This window comes from Nocardioides panzhihuensis (genome assembly GCF_013408335.1).
Classification (GTDB): Bacteria; Actinomycetota; Actinomycetes; order Propionibacteriales; family Nocardioidaceae; genus Nocardioides; species Nocardioides panzhihuensis.
Genome location: NZ_JACBZR010000001.1, coordinates 2,757,742 through 2,778,842, shown reverse-complemented (window position 1 = coordinate 2,778,842; position 21,101 = coordinate 2,757,742). Strand labels below are relative to the sequence as shown.

Sequence of the window (21,101 nt, the reverse complement as noted above, 5' to 3'; positions counted from 1 at the left end):
TCACACTGACCCCCATGCACCTCGTCAATCTCTTCGGTCCACCGGCGGTCGGCAAGATGAGCGTGGGCCGGGAGCTCGCGGCACGCACGCCGTACCGCCTCTTCTCCAACCACGCCACGATCGAGCCGCTGCTGGAGGTCTTCGACTGGGAGATGCCGTCGTTCGGGGTGCTCAAGACGGAGTTCCGCCGGCGGGTGATCGAGGAGGCGGTGGCCTCCGACATCCCCGGCCTGATCTTCACCTACGTATGGGCGCTTGAGCTCCCGGAGGACGCGCAGACGGTCGAGAGCCTGGCCGGCCCCGTGGTCGAGGCGGGAGGGAAGGTCGACTGCGTCGAGCTGTACGCCGATCTGTCGACGCGCCTGAGCCGCGAGGGCACCCCGGAGCGGCTGGCCGCGAAGCCGTCCAAGCGCGACACCGAGTGGGCGCGGGCCAACGTGGTGGACTGGAACGAGCGCCATGTGCTCTCGACCAGCTCTGAGACGCCGTTCCCGCTGCGCTTCCCGCACACCGTGGTCGACAACACCCACCTGTCCGCGGCCGAGACCGCCGAGGAGATCATCGCGCGCCTCGGGCTGCCGACCAACCCAGACGGGCGCTTGCTGTCCTGAAACCATCGGACGCTCGGCGCCCAGCTGTGGTGCAATCGCGCTGTGGACCTCGCGCTTGACCTGACCGACCGCGCTGAAAGATCCGTGTCGCTCTACCACGCGCTGCGCGAGGCCCTGGCCGACGGCAGACTGAAGGCGGGCGACCGGCTCCCCGCGAGCCGCGCGCTCGCCCGCGACCTCGGCATCTCGCGGAACACGGTCGCCACGGTCTACGAGCGGCTCGTCGCCGAGGGCTTCCTGGAGTCGCGCGTCGGCGCGGGGACGTACGTCGTCGAGACCACGCGGCAGCGCAGGGACCAGACCCCGGGCTCCTTGAAGCCGCGCCCGAGCTGGCGCTGGGCCCCACGGTCGACGAGCGCCGAGGCGGCGGTCCCGGCGTACGACCTGCGGGTGGGGATCCCTGACGCGGAGCTCTTCCCGTTCGAGACCTGGCGGCGGGTCCTGGCGGCGGAGTCGCGGCTGCGGGGGCACAACCCCGGGTCCTACTCCTCACCCGCCGGCCTGCCCAGACTGCGAGCGGCCTTGGCGCACTCGGTCGCCTACCACCGCGGCGTAGGAGCCGACCCGGAGCAGATCGTGGTCACCAACGGGACCCAGCAGGCGTTGGATCTCATCGCCCGGGTGCTGCTCGAGCCGGGCGACATCGTGGCGGTCGAGGACCCGGGCTACCCGTCCGCACGTGACCTCTTCGCCTCTCACGGTGCCCGGGTGGTGCCGGTGCCGGTCGACGAGGACGGGCTGGTCGTCGAGCAGCTCCCGGAGCAGACCCGGCTCGTCTATACGACCCCGAGCCACCAGTTCCCGCTCGGGGTGCGCCTCTCCCTCGCCCGCCGCCGCGCCCTGCTCGCCTTCGCGGAGACCCACGGGGCAGGGATCGTCGAGGACGACTACGACAGCGAGTTCCGGTTCACCGGGCGGCCTCTCGAACCGCTGCATGCCCTCGACGACCAGGGCCGGGTGATCTACGTCGGCACCTTCTCCAAGTCGCTCCTCCCCAGCCTGCGCACCGGCTACCTGGTCGCACCGGGCTCCCTGGTCGACAGCCTCCTGGCCGCCAAGCAGCTCATCGACGGCTTCGGTCCCGTGCAGCCCCAGGCCGCCCTGGCCCGCTTCCTGGAGGAGGGCCTGCTCGCCCGGCACGTACAGAAAGCGTCCAAGACGTACGCCGAGCGCCGCTCGCTCCTCCTCGAGAGCCTCGCCACCTGGCCGGTCGAGGTGCTCCCGTCTGCTGCCGGGTTGCACCTGTCCGCCTACGCGGAGCTCCCCGCCGACCTGGCCGACCGTGCCGCGGCCGAGGGACTCGCACTGGACACGATCGCCGCCCACCGCCTGCTGCCTGGGCGCGACGGGCTCTTCCTAGGCTACGGAGCCGTCCGGACAGACAGCCTCCTGCGCGGGCTGGAGCTCCTGGCCGACCTCGCCGGCTGGTCGTGACCGGCCCCGTCCCGAGCGCGCCAGCGACCAGGCCAGACCGGCACCGGCGAAGAGGACCGGCCCGAGCAGATGGGCGCCGGTGAGACCCAGCAGGACCAGTGCCGCGACCAGCGAGCAGACCGCGGCCCACCACGACCACGTCCCCCGCGGCAGCAGCCGCAGCGCGGCCGCGGCCCCGACCACGTAGAGCAGCGAGAACGTCCCCGAAGCCATCAGCAGGGCCGCGTCGGTCGAGGTGCCGGCAGCCCAGATCACCACGACCGTCCCCAGCGCGACGGCGCTGATCGCGAGCAGCGAGCGCCGGGGGATCGAGGAAGCGGGGTCGGCGAGGACCTGCGGCAGCCCGCCCTCACGCGCCAGCGACGCCCCGAGCCGCGAGCCACCGGCGAAGTAGGCGTTGATCGCGCCGATGGTCAGCAGCACCGCGACGACCGCGGTCACAGGCCGGGCCGGCTCCCCGAAGCCCAGGACGAGCAGGTCCGCCAACGGCGCGGCTCCAGAGGTGGACCCGAGCGCTGCGACGGTCGCGAACGCGATGCCGAGGTAGAGCACCGTCACGACCCCGAGCGCCAGGAACGTCGCCCGGCGGATGTCGCGCGCCGGGTCCCGGTAGTCGGCCGAGAGCGAGGACAGGATCTCCCACCCCGCGAAGGCCCACACCAGCATCGCCGCGGCGGTGCCCACCGAGCCCCAGCCGTGCGGCGCGAACGGCGTCAGCCGACCCAGGTCGGCATGCGGCAGCGCCACCACGACCGCGACCGCGAGCAGCACCGCGATCGCCCCGGCGATCGCCAGCTGAACGCTCCCGGACACCTTGATCCCGAACCAGTTCATCGCGGTGACCAGGACGATGATCGCCGCCGTCGCCATCAGCGACATGCCCTGACCACCGCCGAAGGCGTCGGCGACGTACGCCCCACCGAAGCCCGCCGCGACCGGCGCCCCCACGCCGATCGTCAGGTAGAACGCCCAGCCCACCATCGTCGCCACGTGCGAGTTGAAGGCGAGCCGTGCGTACGTCGCCACCCCGCCGCCGTCCGGATGCCGCGCGCCGAGCGCGGCGAAGGTCGCCGCCAGTGGCACCGAGAGCAGGATGAGCGCCAGCCAGGCGACCAGCGAGGCCGGTCCGGCCTCCTGCGCCGCCAGAGCCGGCAAGGAGATGACGCCGGTGCCGAGCACGGCGCCGAGGGTGAGAGCCGCGCCCTGGGGCACGGAGAGCCCGTCGTTGTTCACGACCGTGACGCTAGTGAGGGCAGAGCCCTTCGCGCCCGGCCAATCGGCCCCTCGTCTCCTGGGCCAATCCCCTCAGCGGGCCCTAACGTACGTTGCGCCGCACCCGCTCCTCATAGGCCGCCCGCTCCGCCGGGTCGACGCCGGCGAGCAGCTGCGAGGCGTTGGTGGCCCGGTCGACGAAGTCCTGGACCTTTCGCGGCATGGCCTGGGTGATCTTGGTCAGGGCCTGGGCCCAGTTCGGCACCCAGACCTCGGGACGCGGTTCCCGGATGACCGCCTCGATCGTGGCGGCCACGTCCTCGGCGGTGACCGGCTTCATGCCCTTCGCTGCCGGCACGCCGTCGGCGAGCTCGGTCTGGACCACCGCCGGGAGGATGAGCGACACGTCGATCCCGGACGGCGCCAGCTCCATCCGCAGCGCCTCGGAGAAGCCGACCACGGCGAACTTCGAGGCCGAGTAGGTGGCGGCGTCCGGGACCGGCACCCGCCCGACGGCCGAGGCGACGTTGACGATGTGGCCCTTGCCCCGATCGACCATCGCCGGCGCGACCGCCTTGATCCCGTTGATCGGGCCGTGCACGTTGACCTCGAAGATCGCCCGGGTGAGCGCGTCGTCCTCCTTCAGAACCGACCCGAGCGGCATGATCCCGGCGTTGTTGACCAGCACGTCCCACGGTCCCAGGTCCGCGACCGAGTCGAGGAAGACCCGCCAGGAGCTGGGGTCGGTGACGTCGAGATGCGCGGCCATCACACGTGGACCGAACTCGGCGACCACCTCGTCGAGCAGGTCCGGGTCCAGGTCGCCCACGGCCACCTTGGCCCCGGCACGAGCCAGCCGTTCGACGGTGGCGCGACCGATGCCACGGGCGCCTCCGGTGACGATGACGGCGGTTCCCTTGATCTGGCGGGTCATGACTCTCCCTCGGTGGTGCGGATCAGGCTGCGTACGGCTTTTCTGTCGGTCTTGCCGACGCTGGTGACGGGGACGGCATCGAGGATCAGCACCTCGCGCGGGTACTTGTGCGGCGCGAGCCGCGTCTTGGCGAAGGCGATGAGCTCCTCGGGGGTGGCCCGCGCGCCCGGATGGAGGGCGACGGCCGCGACCACCTCCTCGCCGCGCTGCTCGTCGGGCCGTCCGACGACCGCGGCCGCGGTGACGGCCTCGTGGGCGAGGAGGGCGTCCTCCACGTCGCGCGGGAAGACGTTGAACCCGCCGCGGATGATCAGGTCCTTGATCCGGTCGTCGACGTAGAGGTAGCCGTCGGCGTCGAAGTGGCCGATGTCGCCGGTGTGCAGCCAGCCGTCGACGACGGTGGCCGCGGTCTGCGCGGGGTCTTTCCAGTAGCCCTGCATGACGCCGGGGCCACGCACCCAGATCTCGCCCTCCTCGCCGGTCGGGACGGGCTCACCGTCGAGGCCGGCGATGATGACCTCGGCGTGGGCGAGCGGCTTGCCGACGCTGCCGGGCCGAGACTCCTCGACCGTCGAGGCGGCGATGACCGCGCTCGACTCGGTGCAGCCGTAGCCCTCCAGGATGGTCACCCCGAAGCCCTCCTCGGCCTTCGCCCGCAGCGCCGGCAGCAGCGGCGCGCCACCGCTGCCGAAGGAGCGCAGCGAGCTCAGGTCATAGTCCTGGTAGGGCTGGTCGAGCAGCATCTGCAGCATCGAGGGCACCACCGTGCTCGACTCCACCTGGTGCTCCTGGGCGAGCTCGAGCCAACCCTTGGCGTCGAACCACCGCTGCAGCACCGAGCTCTGCGGCCGCGAGGAGTGCATGCCGCTGATGACCACGATCAGGCCGTACGCATGGGAGAGCGGCAGCGGCAGCAGCCAACGCGTCGTGCCCTGGCTCTCACCGACCCGGTGGAGCGCGTGCCCGGACTCCCACAGCCCGCGGTGGCTGAGCATCACGCCCTTGGCCCGGCCGGTGGTGCCGCCGGTGTAGAGCAGTGCCGCGAGGTCGTCGTCGCCGCGAGGGACGATGTCGATCGGGTCGGCGCTCTCCAGGCTCTCGTACGCCACCAGCCCCGCCCCGCTGGTCGAGCCGCCGGAGCCGCTAGGCGGAGGCGTGTCGAGATCAACACGGTCCCCTCCAGCGACGATGACGGTGAGGTCGAGGCCCTCCCCGGCCGCCTGGACCAAGGGGAGCAGCTCGGGTGTGACTATCGCGGCCTTGGCCCCGGAGTCCTCCAGGATGTGGCGCAGCTCGGGCGGAGTCTGCAGGAAGATCACCGGCGTCACCACCGCGCCGACTCGCCACAGGGCTCGGTAGCTGACGAAGACCTCCGGGGTGTTCATGGTGAGCACCACGACCCGGTCGCCCGGCTCGATCCCGAGCTCGCGCAGGCCGCCGGCGACCCGCGCGGACCGTTCGGCGATCTCGGTCGAGGAGTGCCAGGTGCCCTCGAAGAAGACCGCCGGGTGGTCGCCGTGCCGGGCGTAGGACTCCTCGGTCAGGACTGCCAGGTTGTGCTCGCCGGGACCGGTCGACGCCCCGGCCGCCGCCGCGCTCATCGGGCGCCCAGCTTCCGCAGCGCCTTGAGCTGACCGTTGCCGAGCTGCACGAACTTCTCGACCGTCTGGCCCGTGAACGGCCCGATCGGACCCATCCTGGACGCCGCGAGGGTCTGGGCGTCGGTGAACCTCCGGATCCCGTCGGCGCCATGTCGTCTGCCCAGCCCGCTCGATCCCATGCCGCCCATCCCAGCCTCGATGCTGCCCGCCGCCAGCGCGGCGCCGTCGTTGATGTTCACCGCGCCCGCGCGGATCCGACGGGCGATCATGTCGGCCTCGCGTACGTTCTTGCTGAACACGCTCGCCGAGAGCCCGGCCTCGCCCTGGTTGGCGATCCGGACCGCCTCCTCGTCGCTGTCGGCGCGGTAGAGCGCGACGACCGGACCGAAGGTCTCGCCCAGGCACAGGTCCATCTCGTCGGTGACGCCCTCCAGGACCGTCGGGGCGAACGCGTACGGACCCACCTCGGGGAGCGGCTCGCCACCGGTGAGCACGGTCGCGCCCTTCGAGACCGCGTCGGTGACGTGGGCGGTGACCTTGTCGAGCTGGGCCTGCGAGGCCAGCGACCCGACGTCGGCCGAGTAGTCGAAGACCTGGCCGACCACCTGGCCCTCCGTCTCGGCGACCAGCGCCTGCCGGAAGGCGTCGTAGACGTCCTCGTGCACGACCACGCGCTCGATATGGACGCACATCTGGCCGGTGTTGGCGAACGCCGCCATCGCCGTGCCGCGAGCGGCTTGGCCGAGGTCGGCATCGCGGCGGACGATGAGCGGGTTCTTCCCGCCGAGCTCGAGGGAGGCGCCGATCAGCCGGCCGGCGGCTCGCTGGGCCACGATCCGCCCCGTGGGCGTCGAGCCGGTGAAGGCGATGTAGTCGACGTTGTCGATGACCGCCTCGCCGGTCGCCGCACCCGGACCGGTGACGACCTGCCAGACGTGCTCGGGCAGCCCCGCCTCGGCCATCAGCGCCCTCGCCCACAGCAGCGTCAGCGGCGTCTGCGGGTCGGCCTTGCTGATCACGGCCGCACCGGCGAGCAGGGCCGGGACGACGTCGCCGACACCGAGATAGAGCGGGTAGTTCCACGGCGAGATGATCCCGACGACCTGCTTCGGCACCCGCACCTCCTTCACGGAGGTGACGCCGGGGATCGCGCCGCGGACCCGCTTGTCGGCGAGGTAGGTCGGGCCGCGACGGGCGTAGTGGCGCGCGATCGTCCCGACCTGCAGGACCTCCTGCCAGGCGTGGAAGCGGGCCTTGCCCATCTCCCACTGGATCAGGTCGATCACCTCGTCCTGACGCTCGACCAGCAGGTCGTGGAAGCGGAGCATGACCTCGGCGCGGTCCGAGAAGGCGAGCGTGGCCCAGTCGGGCTGTGCCGCGCGCGCCGTGGCCGCGGCCTCGGCGACGTCCGCGGGGGTGACGGACGGGACCGGGAGCGTCGGCTGGGCGTCGTACGGTGCGGTCGCGGTCAGCGTGCCGTCACCTCCGGAGACGACGCAGGCCACCCAGCGGGTCCAGGACGCGAGCCGTACGTCGTCGATCCACCCGGGGCGTACGCCTTGGACCTCGGTCGTCTTCGTGGTCATCGATCTCCTCAGATCCGGGTCAGATGGATGGGACTGCCGTCTTTCGGGAACGGCAGCGAGCTGTTGTCGAGGGGTGCGCGGTAGCCGGGGGAGACGCTCCACCGGTAGTCGCGCAGGAGGCGGTACAGGATCGACTTGACCTCCAGGCCCGCGAAGTAGAGCCCGATGCACTTGTGGACGCCGCCGCCGAACGGCTCCCAGGCCATCCGGTGGCTCTTGTCCTCGCGGCGGTGCGGTGCGAAGCGCTCGGGGTCGAAGACGGCCGGGTTGGTCCAGTAGTCCTCCATCATGTGGCTGAACTGGACCCCGACCATCACGCCGGTGTCTGCCGGGATCCGGACCCCGAGGAGGCTGGTCTCCTTGACCGTACGCCGGATCAGCGCGGGCACCGGGGAGCGCAGCCGCAGCGCCTCCTTCATCACCAGATCCAGGCTCGTGAGGCTCTCGAGCTCGGGCATGGTCGGCGCCGGACCGAGGGCGAGGGACTCCTCGCGGCAGCGCTGCTGCCACTGCGGATGCTGGCCGAGGTACTGCAGCATCGTCGAGGTCGTGATGGTCGAGGTGTCGTGCGCGGCCATCATCAGGAAGATCATGTGGTTGACGACGTCCTCGTCGCTGAACCGCTCGCCGTCGTCGGTCTCGATGTGGCACAGGACCGAGAAGATGTCGTCGGTCGCGGTGGCTCGCTTCGCGGGGAGGTAGTGGCGCAGGAAGCTCTCCAGCACCTTCCTCCCACGGAACGCCCGGCCCCAGCGGGTCAGCGGCACATCGGCGCGTACGACGCCGGCGGCCGCCTGGACGCAGGCGATGAACGCCTCGTTGACCCGGTCCATCTCCGCGCGGCTGGTGTCCTTCGCGCCGCCCATGAAGATGTCGGCGGCGATGTCGAGGGTGAGCTGCTTGAGCCGCGGGTAGGCCCGGAACTGGGGGTCGGTGTCCCAGCCACGCATGCCCTGCGCGATCGCCGGGTGCATCGCGGTCGTGTAGGCGGCGAGCCGGGGGCGGGTGAAGGCCTCCTGCAGGATGCGGCGATGGGCGTGGTGCTCCTCGAAGTCGAGCAGCATCAGGCCGCGGTCGAAGAAGGGGCCGACGATCTGCCCCCAGGCCGGCCCGTTGGCGAAGGCCTTGTCCTTGTTGCGGAGCACCGCCTCGCAGGCGTCGGGCCCGAGCGCCACGACGCCCATCTCCCCGGCCCGGAAGAACGGCGAGACCGGTCCGTACGTCTCCCACTGGTGTCGGTAGAAGCCGACCGGGTCGCGAGAGTAGTCCAGCAGCCGGCCGACCCAGGGGAGACCGCGGTCGCCCGGGGCGAGCGGCGGGATCTCGCGAAGCGTCGCTGTCGTGGTGCCCTGATCCATCGTTTCCGACCTCCCGGTCCCGAGTGACTCTGCTGAGGGTAGTCAAATGGAACATGTTCTCGCAGCGGTTCGGCGGGCATGGATGTGGCCGGCGCGTTGTTGTGGTCTCTGTGGAGAGCTACGAATCAGTGGTCATCGGTGCTGGTCAGGCCGGGCTGTCGGCGTCCTTCCACCTCAGCCGGCTGGGCGTACGCCACGTCGTGCTCGACGCCGAGCGCCGCCCCGGTGGCGCCTGGCAGCATCGCTGGGACTCGCTGACCATGCACGACGTGCACGGTGTGGCCGATCTGCCGGACGGGCGGGCGCCGGGGGAGTCCGGCGAGCGGGCCAACGTCGCGGTGCCTAGCTGGTTCGGGACCTATGAGTCGTTGCACGACCTGCCGGTGGAGCGCCCGGTGAAGGTCACCTCGGTGACCTCCGTCGGTGACCTGCTCGCGGTGCACTCGGCCGACGGGCGGACCTGGCTCACCCGGACGCTCATCAACGCGACCGGGACCTGGACGCGGCCGTTTATTCCGCACTACCCGGGCGCGGAGACGTTCCTCGGGGAGCAGGTGCACACCCACGACTACCCGGGTGCTGCTCACTTCCGGGGTAAGCGAGTCGCGGTGGTAGGTGGGGGAGCCTCGGCGGTGCAGTTCCTCGGCGAGCTCGCGCCGCTGACCGACGTGCTCTGGGTGACCCGGCGGGAGCCGGTGTGGCGCACCGACTTCGACGCCGAGCGTGGCCGCGAGGCGGTCGCGCTGGTGGCCGAGCGGGTCGAGGCGGGACTGCCGCCGGCGAGCGTCGTCAGCGTCACCGGTCTCGGGCTGCGTCCGCAGGAGCAGGAGGCCGCCCGGCTCGGGGTCTACGAGCGTCGGCTGCCGATGTTCACCCGGATCGAGCCGGACGGGCTGCGGTGGGAGGAGTCGGGGGCCTTCGAGCGGGTCGACGCGATCCTGTGGGCCACCGGGTTCCGGCCCGCCGTCACCCACCTAGCGCCGCTGCATCTGCGCAGCTCGCACGGTGGCATCCCGCTGCTGCGCGGGTCCGCCGACGTGCAGACCGCGGTCACCGCTGCGTACGACTCACGGGTCCAGCTCGTCGGCTACGGCCCCTCCGCGAGCACCATCGGCGCCAGCCGCGCCGGCCGGGCCGCGGCGCTCGCGGTGAAGCGTCAGCTCGATGAGCCTCAGACGGCGCCGAGGTCTGCGGAGAGCCAGTTCTCCGGGGTCAGCCGGATCGTGACCTCGGGCGGGTAGTTCGCCGCCTCGGCCAGGTACGGTCCGACCGCCTCGGGCGGCAGGTATCGCCGAGCCATCGCCTCCATGTCACCCTCCGCGGCATCCGCGATCCGTACCGGCCCCTCGACCGAGACATAGCGGACCGTCGGATCCAGCCGCTCGACCATCAGCGTGCAACGTCCTGCGGCCCGGATCAGGCGGGCCTTCAGCGAGTCCTTGCCGGTGACGAACCAGGCGTCGCCGCCGGGGGTGTAGTCGTACCAGATCGGCACCGTCAGGGGGCCTCGCCCGTCTTCTCTGCTTACCGAGAGGGCTGCGATCAGGGGCTGGGACAGGAGTTCTTGGCGGTCTGCGATTGGGATTCCCATGCTTCGACCGTACGTCGCTCCCGGTGGTCGAGTTTGTCGAGACCTCCCTTCCCCCGCTGGTCGAGCGCCGTCCCGCTGGTCGAGACCCCGACCTCCGCTGGTCGAGCCGCCGGAGCCGCTAGGCGGAGGCGTGTCGAGACCAACACAGTTCCCTGCCGGATCGTCTTGCCCGAAGGCCGGACAGGGCCGCCGACCCGACTTCGAGGGTCTTCTCGACCTGCCCCGGAGTCAAGGACGCCCTTCGGGCGCCGGCTACGCCGGTCGCCTTCGGCGATCCTGGACACCGGACCACGTCGAGAAAAAATTTGGCTGGCTATCGGGGCGGCGGCCCGGGTGTGGCGCGGAGGGGTTCTTGCTTCGGAACGATGGTGCTTGTGGGGCGGGAGGGTGGCCCTCCGGGCCACTTACCATCCACAGGATCGAGGTCGTTCGCTAACCGCGAAAACATCTGTTGACCTGCATAAATAGGTGTTGAAGAAGGCTGGGTCGGAGTAGAATCGGAGGCACTACGACACACCTTTGAAGGGAGGTGGCAGCCATGAGCATCGACCACTGGGGCACCAACCCCGCCGACGTCATCGAGTCGGCTCTTGCTGCCATCGAAACCTCCCTGGAAGAGCTGCTCGCGATGGACCCGACCTACTGGCGCACCAGCCAGAAGAAGGACTTCCTGGCGAAGGTGGAGAAGCTTCAGGCCCAACAAGCGGCGTTGACGCTGCGGGTGCTGGCTGTCTCGGGTGATATCGCCGCAGAGACCGGTGACAAGGACGCCTCGGCCTGGATGCGTGCCGAGCTGCTGGTCGACAAAGGTGCCGCGAGGTCGCAGATCAAGCTCGCCAACGCGGTGACGAAGTACGAGTTGGTTGCCGCTGGCCTCGCTGAGGGTGTCGTCTCTGAGGCGAAGGCCCGAGTGATCACCAAGGCCCTCGACAAGGTCGAGACCGATCCCGTGGCCACTCCCGAGGACTTGGTTCTGGCTGAGAAGCTGTTGGTCGAGTACGCGACCCAGTTCACGGCCAAGGAACTGCGGGTCGTCGGCAGGCGGATCCTGGTCGAGGTCGACCCGGCCCGGTTCGAGGAAGCCGAAGCCAAAGCGTTGTTGGCTGAAGAGGAACGTGCTCAGCAGAAGACCGCGTTGCGTGTGTGGGACAACCACGACGGCACCATCGGCTTCGACGGAGTGCTGCCGACATCGATCGGGATGCGTTTCAAGAAGCAGGTCGAGGCCTGGGCTCAGCCCCGCAAACAGCAGCTCGTCGACAAAGGCGCCCCGCTCCCGCCGTGGGAACGACTCATGGGACAAGGCTTCGCCCGCCTGATCGAGACCATCGACCCGACTGTGCTGCCCCGACACGGTGGCGACGCGACCGTCGTGAATGTGGTGATCTCGCTCGAGGAGCTCCGCAAAGAGCTCGGCACCGCGACCCTGGGCTACGACGAGATCAACGGGACCACCATCACCGCAGCCGAAGCCCGCAAGATGGCATGCAACGCCACCACCATCCCCTGGGTCCTCGGCGGAAACAGCGAGATCCTCGACGCCGGCCGGGCCAGCAGATTCTTCCAGCCCGTCCAACGCAAAGCACTCCGGCTGCAGCAGAAGTGTTGCCAAGCCGAAGGCTGTGACATGCCACCGGAGTGGTGTGACGCCCATAGAGAGGATGTCGGTGCGTCATCTCGTGTGGCGGCCTGACTCTGAGCGCTCATTGACGGCGCGAGCATGAAGCGCGCCTGTCCTGAAATGGATTGGTCGACCGTTGCACGAGGTGGCGTGCTGTCAGACCACCGGCACGCTGGGCGTGACTTGATAGGAGCCTGCTAGGAACACGCCCATCTCTGTGTTGTCCGCCCTGGCGATGCCGGTGGTCTGTCCATCCACCCGACGAGGAGAGGACGGCATCACCAGCATGACGAATCGAAGCGAGGATCGCGAGGTGATCGGCGGCGTCGATACCCACGGCGCCACTCACCACTGCGCTGCGCTCGACGCGCGAACAGGGAAGTTGCTGGGCGACAGCGAGTTCCCAGCAACTGCGAAGGGCTACGCCCAAGCCCTCAAGTGGCTGCAGCGGTACGGGAGGGTCGAAGCGGTCGGGGTCGAGGGAACCGGGTCTTACGGAGCAGGGCTCACCCGGTACCTCACCAGCCGCGACGTGGTCGTCATCGAGGTCGTCCGCGCGAACCGTCAGGCCCGGTATCTGCAGGGCAAGTCGGACCCTCTAGACGCGATCAATGCTGCGCGCGCCGTGCTGGCCGGCATGGCCACCACGGTCCCCAAGACACGCAACGGGAACGTAGAAGCGATCCGAATGATCCAAACCACCAGGCGCAGCGCCTCGAAAGCACGCAAGGCCGCGATCAACCAGATGCACGGCCTGATCTACTCCGCTCCCGAACCACTGCGCGAACAGCTGCGAGGGCTCAACCGCGCCGCACTGGTTGCCCGCTGCTTACGCCTGCGACCAACGACCTCAACCCAGTCCGGGGAGCTGACAGTCATCGCCAAGACGATGCTGCGCCGACTCGCACGGCGCGTTCAAGCTCTCGATGAAGAGATCGAGGAAGCCAACCAGCAACTCACAGAACTCGTTCAACACGCAGCGCCCGCCCTGCTCCAGGTCTTCGGCGCCGGACCTGAAGCAGCTGCGCAACTCCTGACCACCGCAGGAGAGAACCGCGACAGGATCTCAACCGAGGCCTCACTCGCACGCCTCTGCGGTGTCGCCCCGATCCCAGCCAGCAGCGGCAACACAACCCGGCATCGACTCCACCGCGGCGGCGACCGGAGAGCCAACTCCGCGATTCACATGATCATCATCAACCGGCTCCGATGGCACGAACCCACCAAGGCCTACGTCACCCGCCGCACCGCCGAAGGAAAGACCAAAAGCGAGATCATCCGATGCCTCAAGCGCGCGGCCGTCCGCGAGCTCTACCGCGCTCTCCTGACAGACCTCAACAAACCAGCCGCAGAGCACGAACCCGCCGCTTGACATGCATAGGAGCATCCATCTAGATCCATGGGCTGCAGGTGGGAGAACGGATCTGAAGGACGGGGTCTTGCTCTGTCCGCACCATCACCGACTGGCGCACAACCCTGCCTATGTTCATGAGCGGTTGCCCGACGGCACGGTCCGGTTCACTCGTCGGCCCTAAACCGCCAGCGTGAGACCCACCCGTCAAGGCCCCGCCCACGCGGGCACCTTCCCCTGCCCTCGACCAAGCCGCTCCGCTCGGGCCGTCCCTTTCCACGCTCCGGAGGGTGGGGATGCCCTGTCTCAGGGCATCGGTGACGCTTGTGGGGAGTGTCGGCGTCTTGCGAAAACCATTGGTGAACCGACTTGTGCCGCTGATGTACTGATGTGCGACCGTGAGTCTGCCGCGCGACGGAGGTAGTAGCTGTGACGGGTTACAACGAGCTTGCCGAGGTGTACGAGTGGCTCATCTCGGATGCAAAGCTGGCTCCGGCCGAGTTCGCTGCGACGTTCGATGACGTCCTCAGTCTCCTGCCGTCGAATGCTCAGGTGCTCGATTGTTCGTGTGGAACCGGACAGCTGGCGGTTGGCCTCGCCGGTCGTGGCATGCGGGTGGCCGCGACTGACGCCAGCGAAGCGATGGTTCGTCGGACTGCGGAGCTGTCGGAGGAGTTCAGTGCATCTGTCCGGACGGTGCGGGCGGACTGGCAAGAGCTGCCCGACCATTTCGCTGACGACAGCTTCGACATGGTGTTCTGCGTCGGCAACTCGCTGCACCATGCCGAAGGCGCGCGAGGCAGGGTTGCTGCTCTGGAGTCGATGTCACGGCTTCTGCGCCGTGGTGGGCGCTTGGTACTCACTTCCCGGACCTGGGAGCTCGTGAGGGCCAGGGGTTCTCGGCTGGACATCAGTGACCGACTCGTCCGCCGGAACGGTCGCGATGCCGTTGTGGTCTACCGCTGGGAGATCGCGCCGAACTGGGAGGACGAGCACCATATCGAGATCGCGATCGCGCAAGTGGATACGACTGGGTCGGTCCTTGCCCGCTCGGAGCTGCTGTCGTGCTGGCCGTACCGACACGACGAGCTCGAAGCCGAGTTGCACCGGGTCGGGCTCCGGACGGAGACGAGCACGTTCAACCCTGATGCCGAGAACTACATGGTGGTGGCGAGCAAGATATAGGCAACGGGCGCTGGGGAAAGCGTCACTCACAAGAGTTGGTGGCACAGGGAGACTGAGTGACATGCGACGTATCGGCGTGCTGGGCGGGATGAGCTGGGAGTCGACGGCGGAGTACTACCGCCTGCTCAACGAGATCGCCTCGAAGCGGCTCGGTGGGCTGCACTCGGCGGACCTGCTCGTACGGTCGGTGGACTTCGCGGAGATCGAGGAGATGCAGGCCGGCGGGGCGTGGGAGCGGGCTGGGGCTCGCCTCGCCGCGGAGGCCGCCACGCTCAGCGACGCCGGGGCGGAGGTGATCGTGCTGGCGACCAACACGATGCACAAGGTGGCCGGGGCGTTGGAGGAGACGTACGGGGAACGGTTCCTGCACCTCGGCGACACGACGGCGGCAGCGGTCGGTGCGGCGGGGGTCGGGCGCGTCGGACTGCTCGGCACCGGGTTCACGATGTCGCAGCCGTTCTACGCCGACCGGCTCCGCGGCCACGGGCTCGAGGTCGTCGTCCCCGAGGAGCAGGACCAGGCGACTGTGCATCGGATCATCTACCAGGAATTGTGCCTGGGGACGTTCCTGGACAGCTCTCGGCAGGCGTACCTCGAGGTCATCGACCGGCTCGTCACCGAGGGGTGCGAGGGCGTGGTCCTCGGGTGCACCGAGATCGAGCTGCTGCTGCCGATGGAGACGTACGCGGAGGTGCCGCTGTTCCCGACGACCCGGCTGCACTGCGAGGCAGCGATCGCGGCTGCCCTCGGCCCTGGGATCAGCGAGTAGGCGCGGCCCACTCCTCGGCGAGGATCGCGTAGGAGAGGCCGTCGAGCCAGCCGCGGGTGCGGTGCAGCGAGTCCTTGATCGTGTGGGACTCGCGGCGCATCCCGAGGCGCTCCATGAGCCGCCAGGAGGCCTCGTTCTCGGCGAAGCACTCCGCGACGACCCGACGCAGACCGAGAGGGCCGAAGCAGGCGTCCAGCACGGTGCGTACGGCCTCGGTGGCGTAGCCGTTGCCCTGATGGGCGGGTGCGATGGTCCAGCCGAGCTCGGCCTGGGTGCCGTTGCCCTGCTCGCGCACCTCGGTCTGTGACCAGGGGTCGGTGATCCGCAGCATGAGGTCGCCGACGATGAAGCCGTGGTGCTCGATCACCAGGGAGGACTCGAGGATGTCGGGGCGCTCGAAGATCTTGCGGTAGGCGTCGAGGTCCGAGAACGCGGTCGTCACCCACTCGGCCACCTCGGGGAGACTGCGGAAGGCCCAGGTCGGCTCGATGTCGGCGAGCCCCATCCGGCGGATCACGAGACGTTCGGTACGCAGCGGCCAGTCGGCCTTCACCAGTGGGTCAGGACGGGTGTCGATCATGCGCTCACCTTGGCATCAACCGGCTCGGGGACGCCACCGAGTTCTTCGGGACCCAGCTCGTCGGGCAGGCCGTCGTGGCGTACGACCAGCGAGGTGACCGCGCGAGTGAGGCAGACGTAGAGGCGGCGCAATCCGGTGCCGCGGTCCGGCTCACCCGCGACGATCGCCGTCGGGTCGGAGACGACCACGTGGTCGAACTCGAGTCCCTTCGCCAGCGAGGCGGGGACCAGGTCGAGATGGGCGTCGAACTCGGTCTCCTCGTCGGCCACCCCGATCTCGGCGTAGGCGAGCCCGGCCTCGGTCAGCTCGGCGCGCACCTCCGGGAGCGAGGCGTCGGGCACGATCAGCCCCACCGACCCGGGGCGTTCCAGGGCGGCGGCGAGCGCCTCCACCACCGGCGAGGTGGTGAAGGTGAGGTCGCCTCGCGCCCGGCGTACCGCGACCGGCGGCTCCAGGTCGGGAGCGATGTGGGGGAGGAGCCGGGCGGCGTACGCGATCACGTCGGCCGGCACCCGGAAGCCGCGGGTCAGCTGCTCGACATGACCATCAGGCTTGCCCAGATGCGCCAGCGCGTCGGCCCAGGAGGACGAGGCCCACGGGGTGGTCGCCTGGGCGAGGTCACCGAGGATCGTCAGCGACCCCGTGGTCGAGCGGCGGCCGAGGGCGCGCAGCATCATCGCGGAGAGGTCCTGGGCCTCGTCGGCGACGATGTGGGCCACCGACGGCGTGCGGTCGAGCAGGTCGGTGATCTCGTCGAGGAGCACCAGGTCGGCCAGCGACCAGCGAGCAGCACCGGCCGAGCGGGGCGGCTTCGCCCACAGCAGCATCTCCTGCTCCGCGTCCGAGAGCAGCCCGTCGGCGATCTCCGCCAGCCAGGTCGCGTCGGTGAACAACCGGAAGAGCACCTTCGCCGGTTTGAGGTCCGGCCACAGCGCGGCCGCGTAGTCCTTGACCGGCTTGGCCCGCGCCACCGCGTCGTGCACCCGGTCGTCGGGTGAGTCGCCGGACCGCTCCATCTGCACCAGCACCCGGTGGGCCAGGGCGCGCGGCAGGAGCGCCCGGGCCGCGGCGTACCGAAGATCGTTGGCGCGCAACCCCGCCAGCGCCTCGTGCGCCTCTGAGGTCGGCACCCGCCACCGCCGCGAGCCGCGCGGGACGACCAGGGTCTCGTCCGGCTCACCGACGTGGGACCAGACCGCCCGGTGGAGCAGCTCGGCCATGCGTACGTCACCCTTCAGCGTCGCCACCGGAGCGGGCTCCTCGGCGCGGAGGGCGCCGTGGCTCTGCCCATTTCTGGTGACCAGCTCCGCGATCGTCGCCTGCTTGGCCTCGATCTCGCCGAGCGCGGGGAGCACGTCGCGGATGTAGCGCAGGAACGAGGCGTTGGGGCCGACGATCAGGACCCCGCGCCGGGTCAGCTGGTCGCGGTGCGCGTAGAGGAGGTACGCCGCGCGGTGCAGCCCCACCGCGGTCTTCCCGGTCCCGGGCGCACCCTGCACGACGATCGTCTGCGACAGGTCGGCGCGCACCAGGACGTCCTGCTCGGGCTGGATGGTGGCGACGATGTCGCGCATCGGTCCCACGCGGGGACGCTCGATCTCGGCCTCGAGGAGCGCCGAGTGCTCCTGCTCCGGTCCGCCGCCGGTCAGCGACTCGTCCTCGAACCCCGTCAGTTCGCCGTGGGAGAACCCGTAGCGACGCCTCCGCGCCAGGCCCATCGGCTCGGTCCGTGACGCCCGGTAGAACGGGACGCTGACCGGAGCGCGCCAGTCGACCACCATCGGGTCGCCCGCGCTGTCGGAGATGTGCCGCCGGCCGATGTGGAACGATTCGCCACCTACGGCGGCGGCCCGGTCGATGCGACCGAAGAAGAGCGGCACGTCCGGATCGTCGGCGAGCTGCTCGAGCCGACGGGCGAGGGTGGCGTCCAGGATCTCGGCGCTGACCCAGTTGCCGGCCGTGGACGAGTCCAGCGACTCCACCCGCTGCCGCATCCGGGCCAGATCCTGCCGGGACGCGGCCAGATGCGCCCGCTCCGCGTCGAGGTCGTCGGGGTCGTCGCGGTCGTCGGGGGAGTGGGTCCCGTCTATGGACATGGCTGGTTCATCGCTTCTCCGTCGGCGGCAGGGTTCGATGGGGGCGCGGGGTCAAAGGCTCCAACATAGGCGACCGTGGATCCGCTGCCCAACAGGTTTATCCGGACCTGCGACGGGCACCGGGATGCAACAATTGGTGCGTGAGCCTGTTCGATCGCTTCCGACGCCGCAAGACGCGCATGAGCCGTCCGACGGGCGAGAGCTACACCGGATCCACAAGGGTGCGCGCCGCGGACTCCACCGACCAGAAGCATCTCGTGCAGTTCGTGACGACCCGACGCGGTGTCGAGGGGTTCGTCGAGCCGCGCACCGTCGTCAGCGAGGTGACCCTGCTGCTGGTCGCCCACGATGGCGAGTGGACCAGGCGGCGCGTGCCGTCGGCGCAGTGGGCGCACAAGTTCGCCAACCAGCACCAGGTCCCGTCCTACGACGCCGCGGTGGTCGGCGTGCCGCAGCGGATGCGCGACTACAACCGGCGCCAGAAGCAACAGGGCCAGAAGCAACAGGATCAGTAGGCCCGGAGCCCGACCTCGGTCGAAACTGTCTGCGCTGCCATCTAGTCTTTGCCGACGTGGGTGAAGAGCTGATGATCTCGGCGCACGGGCTGCGCAAGTCCTTCGGCGACTTCGAGGCCGTGCGCGGCATCGATGTGACCGTACGGCCCGGTGTGGCCTTCGGCTTCCTGGGGCCCAACGGCGCCGGCAAGTCCTCGACGATGCGGATGATCTGCTGCGTCTCGCCGCCGAGCGCGGGCGAGCTGCGGGTCTTCGGGATGGATCCGGCCAAGGACGGCCCGAAGATCAAGGCGCGCCTCGGAGTGTGTCCGCAGGAGGACACCCTCGACGTCGAGCTCAACGTCTACGACAACCTCTACGTCTACGGCCGCTACTTCGGCCTGCCGAGAGCCGAGGTGAAGGGCCGGATCGAGGAGCTGCTCGACTTCGTCCAGCTCACCGACAAGGCCAAGGCGAAGGTCGACGACCTCTCCGGCGGGATGAAGCGACGCCTCACCATCGCCCGGAGCCTGATCAACCGGCCCGAGATCCTGGTCCTCGACGAGCCGACCACGGGGCTGGACCCGCAGGCCCGCCACGTCATCTGGGACCGGCTGTTCCGGCTCAAGCAGGCGGGCGTGACCCTGCTGCTGACCACCCATTACATGGACGAGGCCGAGCAGCTGTGCGACGAGCTCGTGGTCATGGACCAGGGCCGGATCGTCGCCCACGGCACGCCTCTGGGGCTGATCCAGGAGCACTCCACCCGGGAGGTCGCCGAGCTGCGCTTCGGCGTCGGCGAGCACGAGGCGCTGGCCGCCAAGGTCGATGACCTCGCCGAGCGGATCGAGGTGCTGCCCGATCGGCTGCTGCTCTACAGCGACGACGGCGAGGCGGTCATCGAGGCCGTCCACAGCCGCGGCCTGGCGCCGGTGGCCACCCTCGTGCGGCGCGCGTCGCTGGAGGACGTCTTCCTGCACCTCACCGGCCGGACGCTGGTGGACTGATGGTCGACTACGCCGGTTCGGGGCCGGCCACCCCGCCGACCGCGCCCTCGGGGCTGGTCTCCGGCGCGCTGCGGATGGGCGACTACTGGCTCACCGTCCTGGCGCGCACCTGGAAGGGCGGGGTGATCACGACCTTCGTGACGCCGTTCTTCTACGTGCTGGCGCTGGGTGTGCTGCTCGGTGGCTTCGTCGAGGCCGACCCGGCCACGCTCGAAGGCGCCGACTCCTACCTGGCGTTCGTCGCGCCGGGCATGGTCGCGGCCCATGCGATGACGATCGCCTTCTCCGAGATGACCTATCCCGTCTACGGGATGGTCAAGTGGCAGCGGATCTACTTCTCGATGATCGCCTCGCCGCTGACCGCCTCCCACATCGTGCTGGCCCAGCTGGGCTTCCTGATGCTGCGTACGCTGTTCGCCTGCGGCGTCTTCCTGCTGGTCCTGACCCCCTTCGGGGTCTTCGAGACGTGGTGGGGCGTGCTCGTGGCGTGGCTGGTCCAGGGGCTGGTGGTGCTGGCCTTCGGCACGCCGGTGATGCTGTTCTCGCTCTCGATCAAGGGCGAGGAGTCCTTCGCGCTGATCTTTCGGCTCGGGATGATCCCGCTGACTCTCTTCTCCGGCACGTTCTTCCCCGTCGCCAACCTCGGTCCGGTGCTGGAGAAGATCGCGATGGCCTCGCCGCTGTGGCAGGGCGTGAACCTGACCCGGATGCTCGCGCTGGGTGAGATCGACTGGGCCCTGGCCGCGATCCACGTCGCCTATCTCGGCGTGCTCGCGGGCGTGTGCTGGTGGCTCGCGGTGCGCCGGCTGGGCGAGAGGCTGGTGTCCTGACATGGCGCTCTTCAACGCTGCCCTGGGGGCCACGGTCGCCCGCCCGCTGCGCGGCGGCGAGGCCGCCCGGATGCTGCTGTGGCGCAACATCCTGGTCTACCGACGCGCCTGGCTCGTCTTCATCACCGGGTTCCTCGAGCCGGTCTTCTACCTGTTCTCGATCGGCATCGGCGTGGGCGCGATGGTGGTCGGCTTCGAGTACGCCGGGAAGCCGGTCGACTACCGCGAGTTCGTCGCTCCGGGAATGATCGCGGCCTCGGCGATGAACGGGGCGCTGCTGGATGCGACCTTCAACTTCTTCTTCAAGCTGAAGTACAACAAGCTCTACGACCAGATGCTGGCCACACCGCTGCGCACCGCCGACATCGCGATCGGCGAGATCCTCTGGAACCAGCTGCGCAGCGGGATCTACGTCACGGCCTTCCTGCTGATCATGGTGGCGATGGACCTGGTCCACTCCTGGTGGGCGCTCCTGGTGGTGCCGGCCGCGCTGCTCATCGGGTCGGCCTTCGGAGCCGTTGGCATGGCCCTGACGACCTACATGAGCTCCTGGCAGGACTTCGAGAAGGTCACCCTCGCGATGATGCCGATGTTCCTGTTCAGCGCCACGTTCTTCCCGGTCACCGCCTACCCGGAGTGGCTGCGCTGGATCGTGGAGTTCACGCCGCTCTACCGCGGTGTCGTGCTGTGCCGGGAGCTGACGCTCGGGGTGCCGTCGTGGGGCTCGCTGGTCTCGGTGGTCTACCTGCTGGCGTTCGGCGCGATCGGGCTGGTGGTCGTGCGGCGGCGGCTCGACTCCCTACTCCTCACCTGAGCGGCAGCAAGTCGCGTCTCAAGGGCA

Annotated in this window: 19 protein-coding genes; 11 read left to right on the top strand and 8 right to left on the bottom strand. The window is 69.6% G+C overall.

Translation table 11 applies throughout. The annotated features are described in order from the left end of the window. Positions 1 to 14 precede the first annotated feature (14 nt). Positions 15 to 611 carry an AAA family ATPase gene (locus BJ988_RS13240; RefSeq protein WP_179658421.1) on the top strand — a complete coding sequence of 199 codons (597 nt, stop codon included), beginning with the start codon at positions 15 to 17 and terminating at the stop codon, positions 609 to 611. Positions 612 to 653: 42 nt separating this feature from the next. Next, complete coding sequence (gene pdxR, locus BJ988_RS13235; protein WP_343051599.1) at positions 654 to 2,045, top strand: MocR-like pyridoxine biosynthesis transcription factor PdxR; 1,392 nt, start codon at positions 654 to 656, stop codon at positions 2,043 to 2,045. On the opposite strand, the gene BJ988_RS13230 is transcribed toward pdxR, so the two are convergent. From BJ988_RS13230 to BJ988_RS13210, 5 genes are all read right to left on the bottom strand, one after another. After that, the gene (locus tag BJ988_RS13230) at positions 1,968 to 3,278 is read right to left on the bottom strand and encodes an amino acid permease (RefSeq protein ID WP_179658420.1); all 1,311 of its coding nucleotides are present in this window, start codon (positions 3,276 to 3,278) and stop codon (positions 1,968 to 1,970) included. The two genes, pdxR and BJ988_RS13230, sit on opposite strands and share 78 nt — an antisense overlap. A gap of 82 nt (positions 3,279 to 3,360) precedes the next feature. Next, the gene (locus BJ988_RS13225; protein ID WP_179658419.1) at positions 3,361 to 4,191 is read right to left on the bottom strand and encodes an SDR family oxidoreductase; all 831 of its coding nucleotides are present in this window, start codon (positions 4,189 to 4,191) and stop codon (positions 3,361 to 3,363) included. Then, positions 4,188 to 5,792 (bottom strand): class I adenylate-forming enzyme family protein, encoded by a 1,605-nt coding sequence (locus BJ988_RS13220; protein WP_179658418.1) that lies wholly within the window; start codon positions 5,790 to 5,792, stop codon positions 4,188 to 4,190. The genes BJ988_RS13225 and BJ988_RS13220 overlap by 4 nt, the downstream gene beginning before the upstream one ends. Continuing rightward, a complete protein-coding gene (locus BJ988_RS13215; RefSeq protein ID WP_179658417.1) occupies positions 5,789 to 7,378 on the bottom strand; it encodes a succinic semialdehyde dehydrogenase in 1,590 nt (529 codons plus the stop codon). Before BJ988_RS13215 ends, BJ988_RS13220 begins: the two co-directional genes overlap by 4 nt. Before the next feature lie 8 nt (positions 7,379 to 7,386). After that, positions 7,387 to 8,736, bottom strand: a complete 1,350-nt coding sequence (locus tag BJ988_RS13210) for a cytochrome P450 (RefSeq protein ID WP_179658416.1) — start codon at positions 8,734 to 8,736, stop codon at positions 7,387 to 7,389. Between the two features lie 110 nt (positions 8,737 to 8,846). On the opposite strand from BJ988_RS13210, the gene BJ988_RS13205 reads away from it, so the two are divergent. Next, positions 8,847 to 9,977 carry an NAD(P)-binding domain-containing protein gene (locus tag BJ988_RS13205; protein WP_179658415.1) on the top strand — a complete coding sequence of 377 codons (1,131 nt, stop codon included), beginning with the start codon at positions 8,847 to 8,849 and terminating at the stop codon, positions 9,975 to 9,977. On the opposite strand, the gene BJ988_RS13200 is transcribed toward BJ988_RS13205, so the two are convergent. After that, on the bottom strand, positions 9,908 to 10,327 hold the full coding sequence (locus BJ988_RS13200) for a pyridoxamine 5'-phosphate oxidase family protein (RefSeq protein WP_179658414.1): 420 nt from the start codon (positions 10,325 to 10,327) through the stop codon (positions 9,908 to 9,910). The genes BJ988_RS13205 and BJ988_RS13200 overlap by 70 nt on opposite strands. Before the next feature lie 538 nt (positions 10,328 to 10,865). On the opposite strand from BJ988_RS13200, the gene BJ988_RS13195 reads away from it, so the two are divergent. The 4 genes from BJ988_RS13195 to BJ988_RS13180 all read left to right on the top strand — a co-directional run bounded on the left by BJ988_RS13195 (position 10,866) and on the right by BJ988_RS13180 (position 15,253). After that, positions 10,866 to 12,020 carry a 13E12 repeat family protein gene (locus tag BJ988_RS13195; RefSeq protein ID WP_179658413.1) on the top strand — a complete coding sequence of 385 codons (1,155 nt, stop codon included), beginning with the start codon at positions 10,866 to 10,868 and terminating at the stop codon, positions 12,018 to 12,020. Positions 12,021 to 12,234: 214 nt separating this feature from the next. Further along, a complete protein-coding gene (locus BJ988_RS13190; RefSeq protein WP_179656809.1) occupies positions 12,235 to 13,320 on the top strand; it encodes an IS110 family RNA-guided transposase in 1,086 nt (361 codons plus the stop codon). 408 nt (positions 13,321 to 13,728) lie between these two features. Continuing rightward, positions 13,729 to 14,484: a methyltransferase domain-containing protein gene (locus tag BJ988_RS13185; protein WP_179658412.1), complete on the top strand. Its 756-nt coding sequence runs from the start codon at positions 13,729 to 13,731 to the stop codon at positions 14,482 to 14,484. A gap of 61 nt (positions 14,485 to 14,545) precedes the next feature. Next, positions 14,546 to 15,253 carry an aspartate/glutamate racemase family protein gene (locus BJ988_RS13180; protein WP_179658411.1) on the top strand — a complete coding sequence of 236 codons (708 nt, stop codon included), beginning with the start codon at positions 14,546 to 14,548 and terminating at the stop codon, positions 15,251 to 15,253. On the opposite strand, the gene BJ988_RS13175 is transcribed toward BJ988_RS13180, so the two are convergent. Both BJ988_RS13175 and BJ988_RS13170 read right to left on the bottom strand, forming a co-directional pair. Further along, a complete protein-coding gene (locus BJ988_RS13175) occupies positions 15,243 to 15,833 on the bottom strand; it encodes a GNAT family N-acetyltransferase (protein WP_179658410.1) in 591 nt (196 codons plus the stop codon). The genes BJ988_RS13180 and BJ988_RS13175 overlap by 11 nt on opposite strands. Beyond that, complete coding sequence (locus tag BJ988_RS13170; RefSeq protein WP_179658409.1) at positions 15,830 to 17,929, bottom strand: HelD family protein; 2,100 nt, start codon at positions 17,927 to 17,929, stop codon at positions 15,830 to 15,832. Before BJ988_RS13170 ends, BJ988_RS13175 begins: the two co-directional genes overlap by 4 nt. Before the next feature lie 140 nt (positions 17,930 to 18,069). Here BJ988_RS13170 and BJ988_RS13165 point away from each other — a divergent pair, with 140 nt between their 5' ends. The 4 genes from BJ988_RS13165 to BJ988_RS13150 are packed head-to-tail and all read left to right on the top strand — an operon-like array spanning position 18,070 to position 21,074. Beyond that, positions 18,070 to 18,444, top strand: a complete 375-nt coding sequence (locus tag BJ988_RS13165; RefSeq protein ID WP_343051598.1) for a hypothetical protein — start codon at positions 18,070 to 18,072, stop codon at positions 18,442 to 18,444. Between the two features lie 56 nt (positions 18,445 to 18,500). Beyond that, positions 18,501 to 19,430 (top strand): ABC transporter ATP-binding protein, encoded by a 930-nt coding sequence (locus BJ988_RS13160; protein ID WP_425490848.1) that lies wholly within the window; start codon positions 18,501 to 18,503, stop codon positions 19,428 to 19,430. Further along, positions 19,430 to 20,260: an ABC transporter permease gene (locus tag BJ988_RS13155; protein ID WP_179658408.1), complete on the top strand. Its 831-nt coding sequence runs from the start codon at positions 19,430 to 19,432 to the stop codon at positions 20,258 to 20,260. Before BJ988_RS13160 ends, BJ988_RS13155 begins: the two co-directional genes overlap by 1 nt. Before the next feature lies 1 nt (position 20,261). Further along, on the top strand, positions 20,262 to 21,074 hold the full coding sequence (locus BJ988_RS13150) for an ABC transporter permease (RefSeq protein WP_179658407.1): 813 nt from the start codon (positions 20,262 to 20,264) through the stop codon (positions 21,072 to 21,074). Positions 21,075 to 21,101 lie beyond the last annotated feature (27 nt).

Coding starts and splice junctions, on each gene's coding strand:
- BJ988_RS13240 (WP_179658421.1), top strand. CDS start 15: ATGCACCTCGTCAATCTCTTCGGTCCACCGGCGGTCGGCAAGATGAGC.
- BJ988_RS13225 (WP_179658419.1), bottom strand. CDS start 4,191: ATGACCCGCCAGATCAAGGGAACCGCCGTCATCGTCACCGGAGGCGCC.
- BJ988_RS13220 (WP_179658418.1), bottom strand. CDS start 5,792: ATGAGCGCGGCGGCGGCCGGGGCGTCGACCGGTCCCGGCGAGCACAAC.
- BJ988_RS13215 (WP_179658417.1), bottom strand. CDS start 7,378: ATGACCACGAAGACGACCGAGGTCCAAGGCGTACGCCCCGGGTGGATC.
- BJ988_RS13210 (WP_179658416.1), bottom strand. CDS start 8,736: ATGGATCAGGGCACCACGACAGCGACGCTTCGCGAGATCCCGCCGCTC.
- BJ988_RS13200 (WP_179658414.1), bottom strand. CDS start 10,327: ATGGGAATCCCAATCGCAGACCGCCAAGAACTCCTGTCCCAGCCCCTG.
- BJ988_RS13195 (WP_179658413.1), top strand. CDS start 10,866: ATGAGCATCGACCACTGGGGCACCAACCCCGCCGACGTCATCGAGTCG.
- BJ988_RS13190 (WP_179656809.1), top strand. CDS start 12,235: ATGACGAATCGAAGCGAGGATCGCGAGGTGATCGGCGGCGTCGATACC.
- BJ988_RS13180 (WP_179658411.1), top strand. CDS start 14,546: ATGCGACGTATCGGCGTGCTGGGCGGGATGAGCTGGGAGTCGACGGCG.
- BJ988_RS13175 (WP_179658410.1), bottom strand. CDS start 15,833: ATGATCGACACCCGTCCTGACCCACTGGTGAAGGCCGACTGGCCGCTG.
- BJ988_RS13170 (WP_179658409.1), bottom strand. CDS start 17,929: ATGTCCATAGACGGGACCCACTCCCCCGACGACCGCGACGACCCCGAC.
- BJ988_RS13155 (WP_179658408.1), top strand. CDS start 19,430: ATGGTCGACTACGCCGGTTCGGGGCCGGCCACCCCGCCGACCGCGCCC.
- BJ988_RS13150 (WP_179658407.1), top strand. CDS start 20,262: ATGGCGCTCTTCAACGCTGCCCTGGGGGCCACGGTCGCCCGCCCGCTG.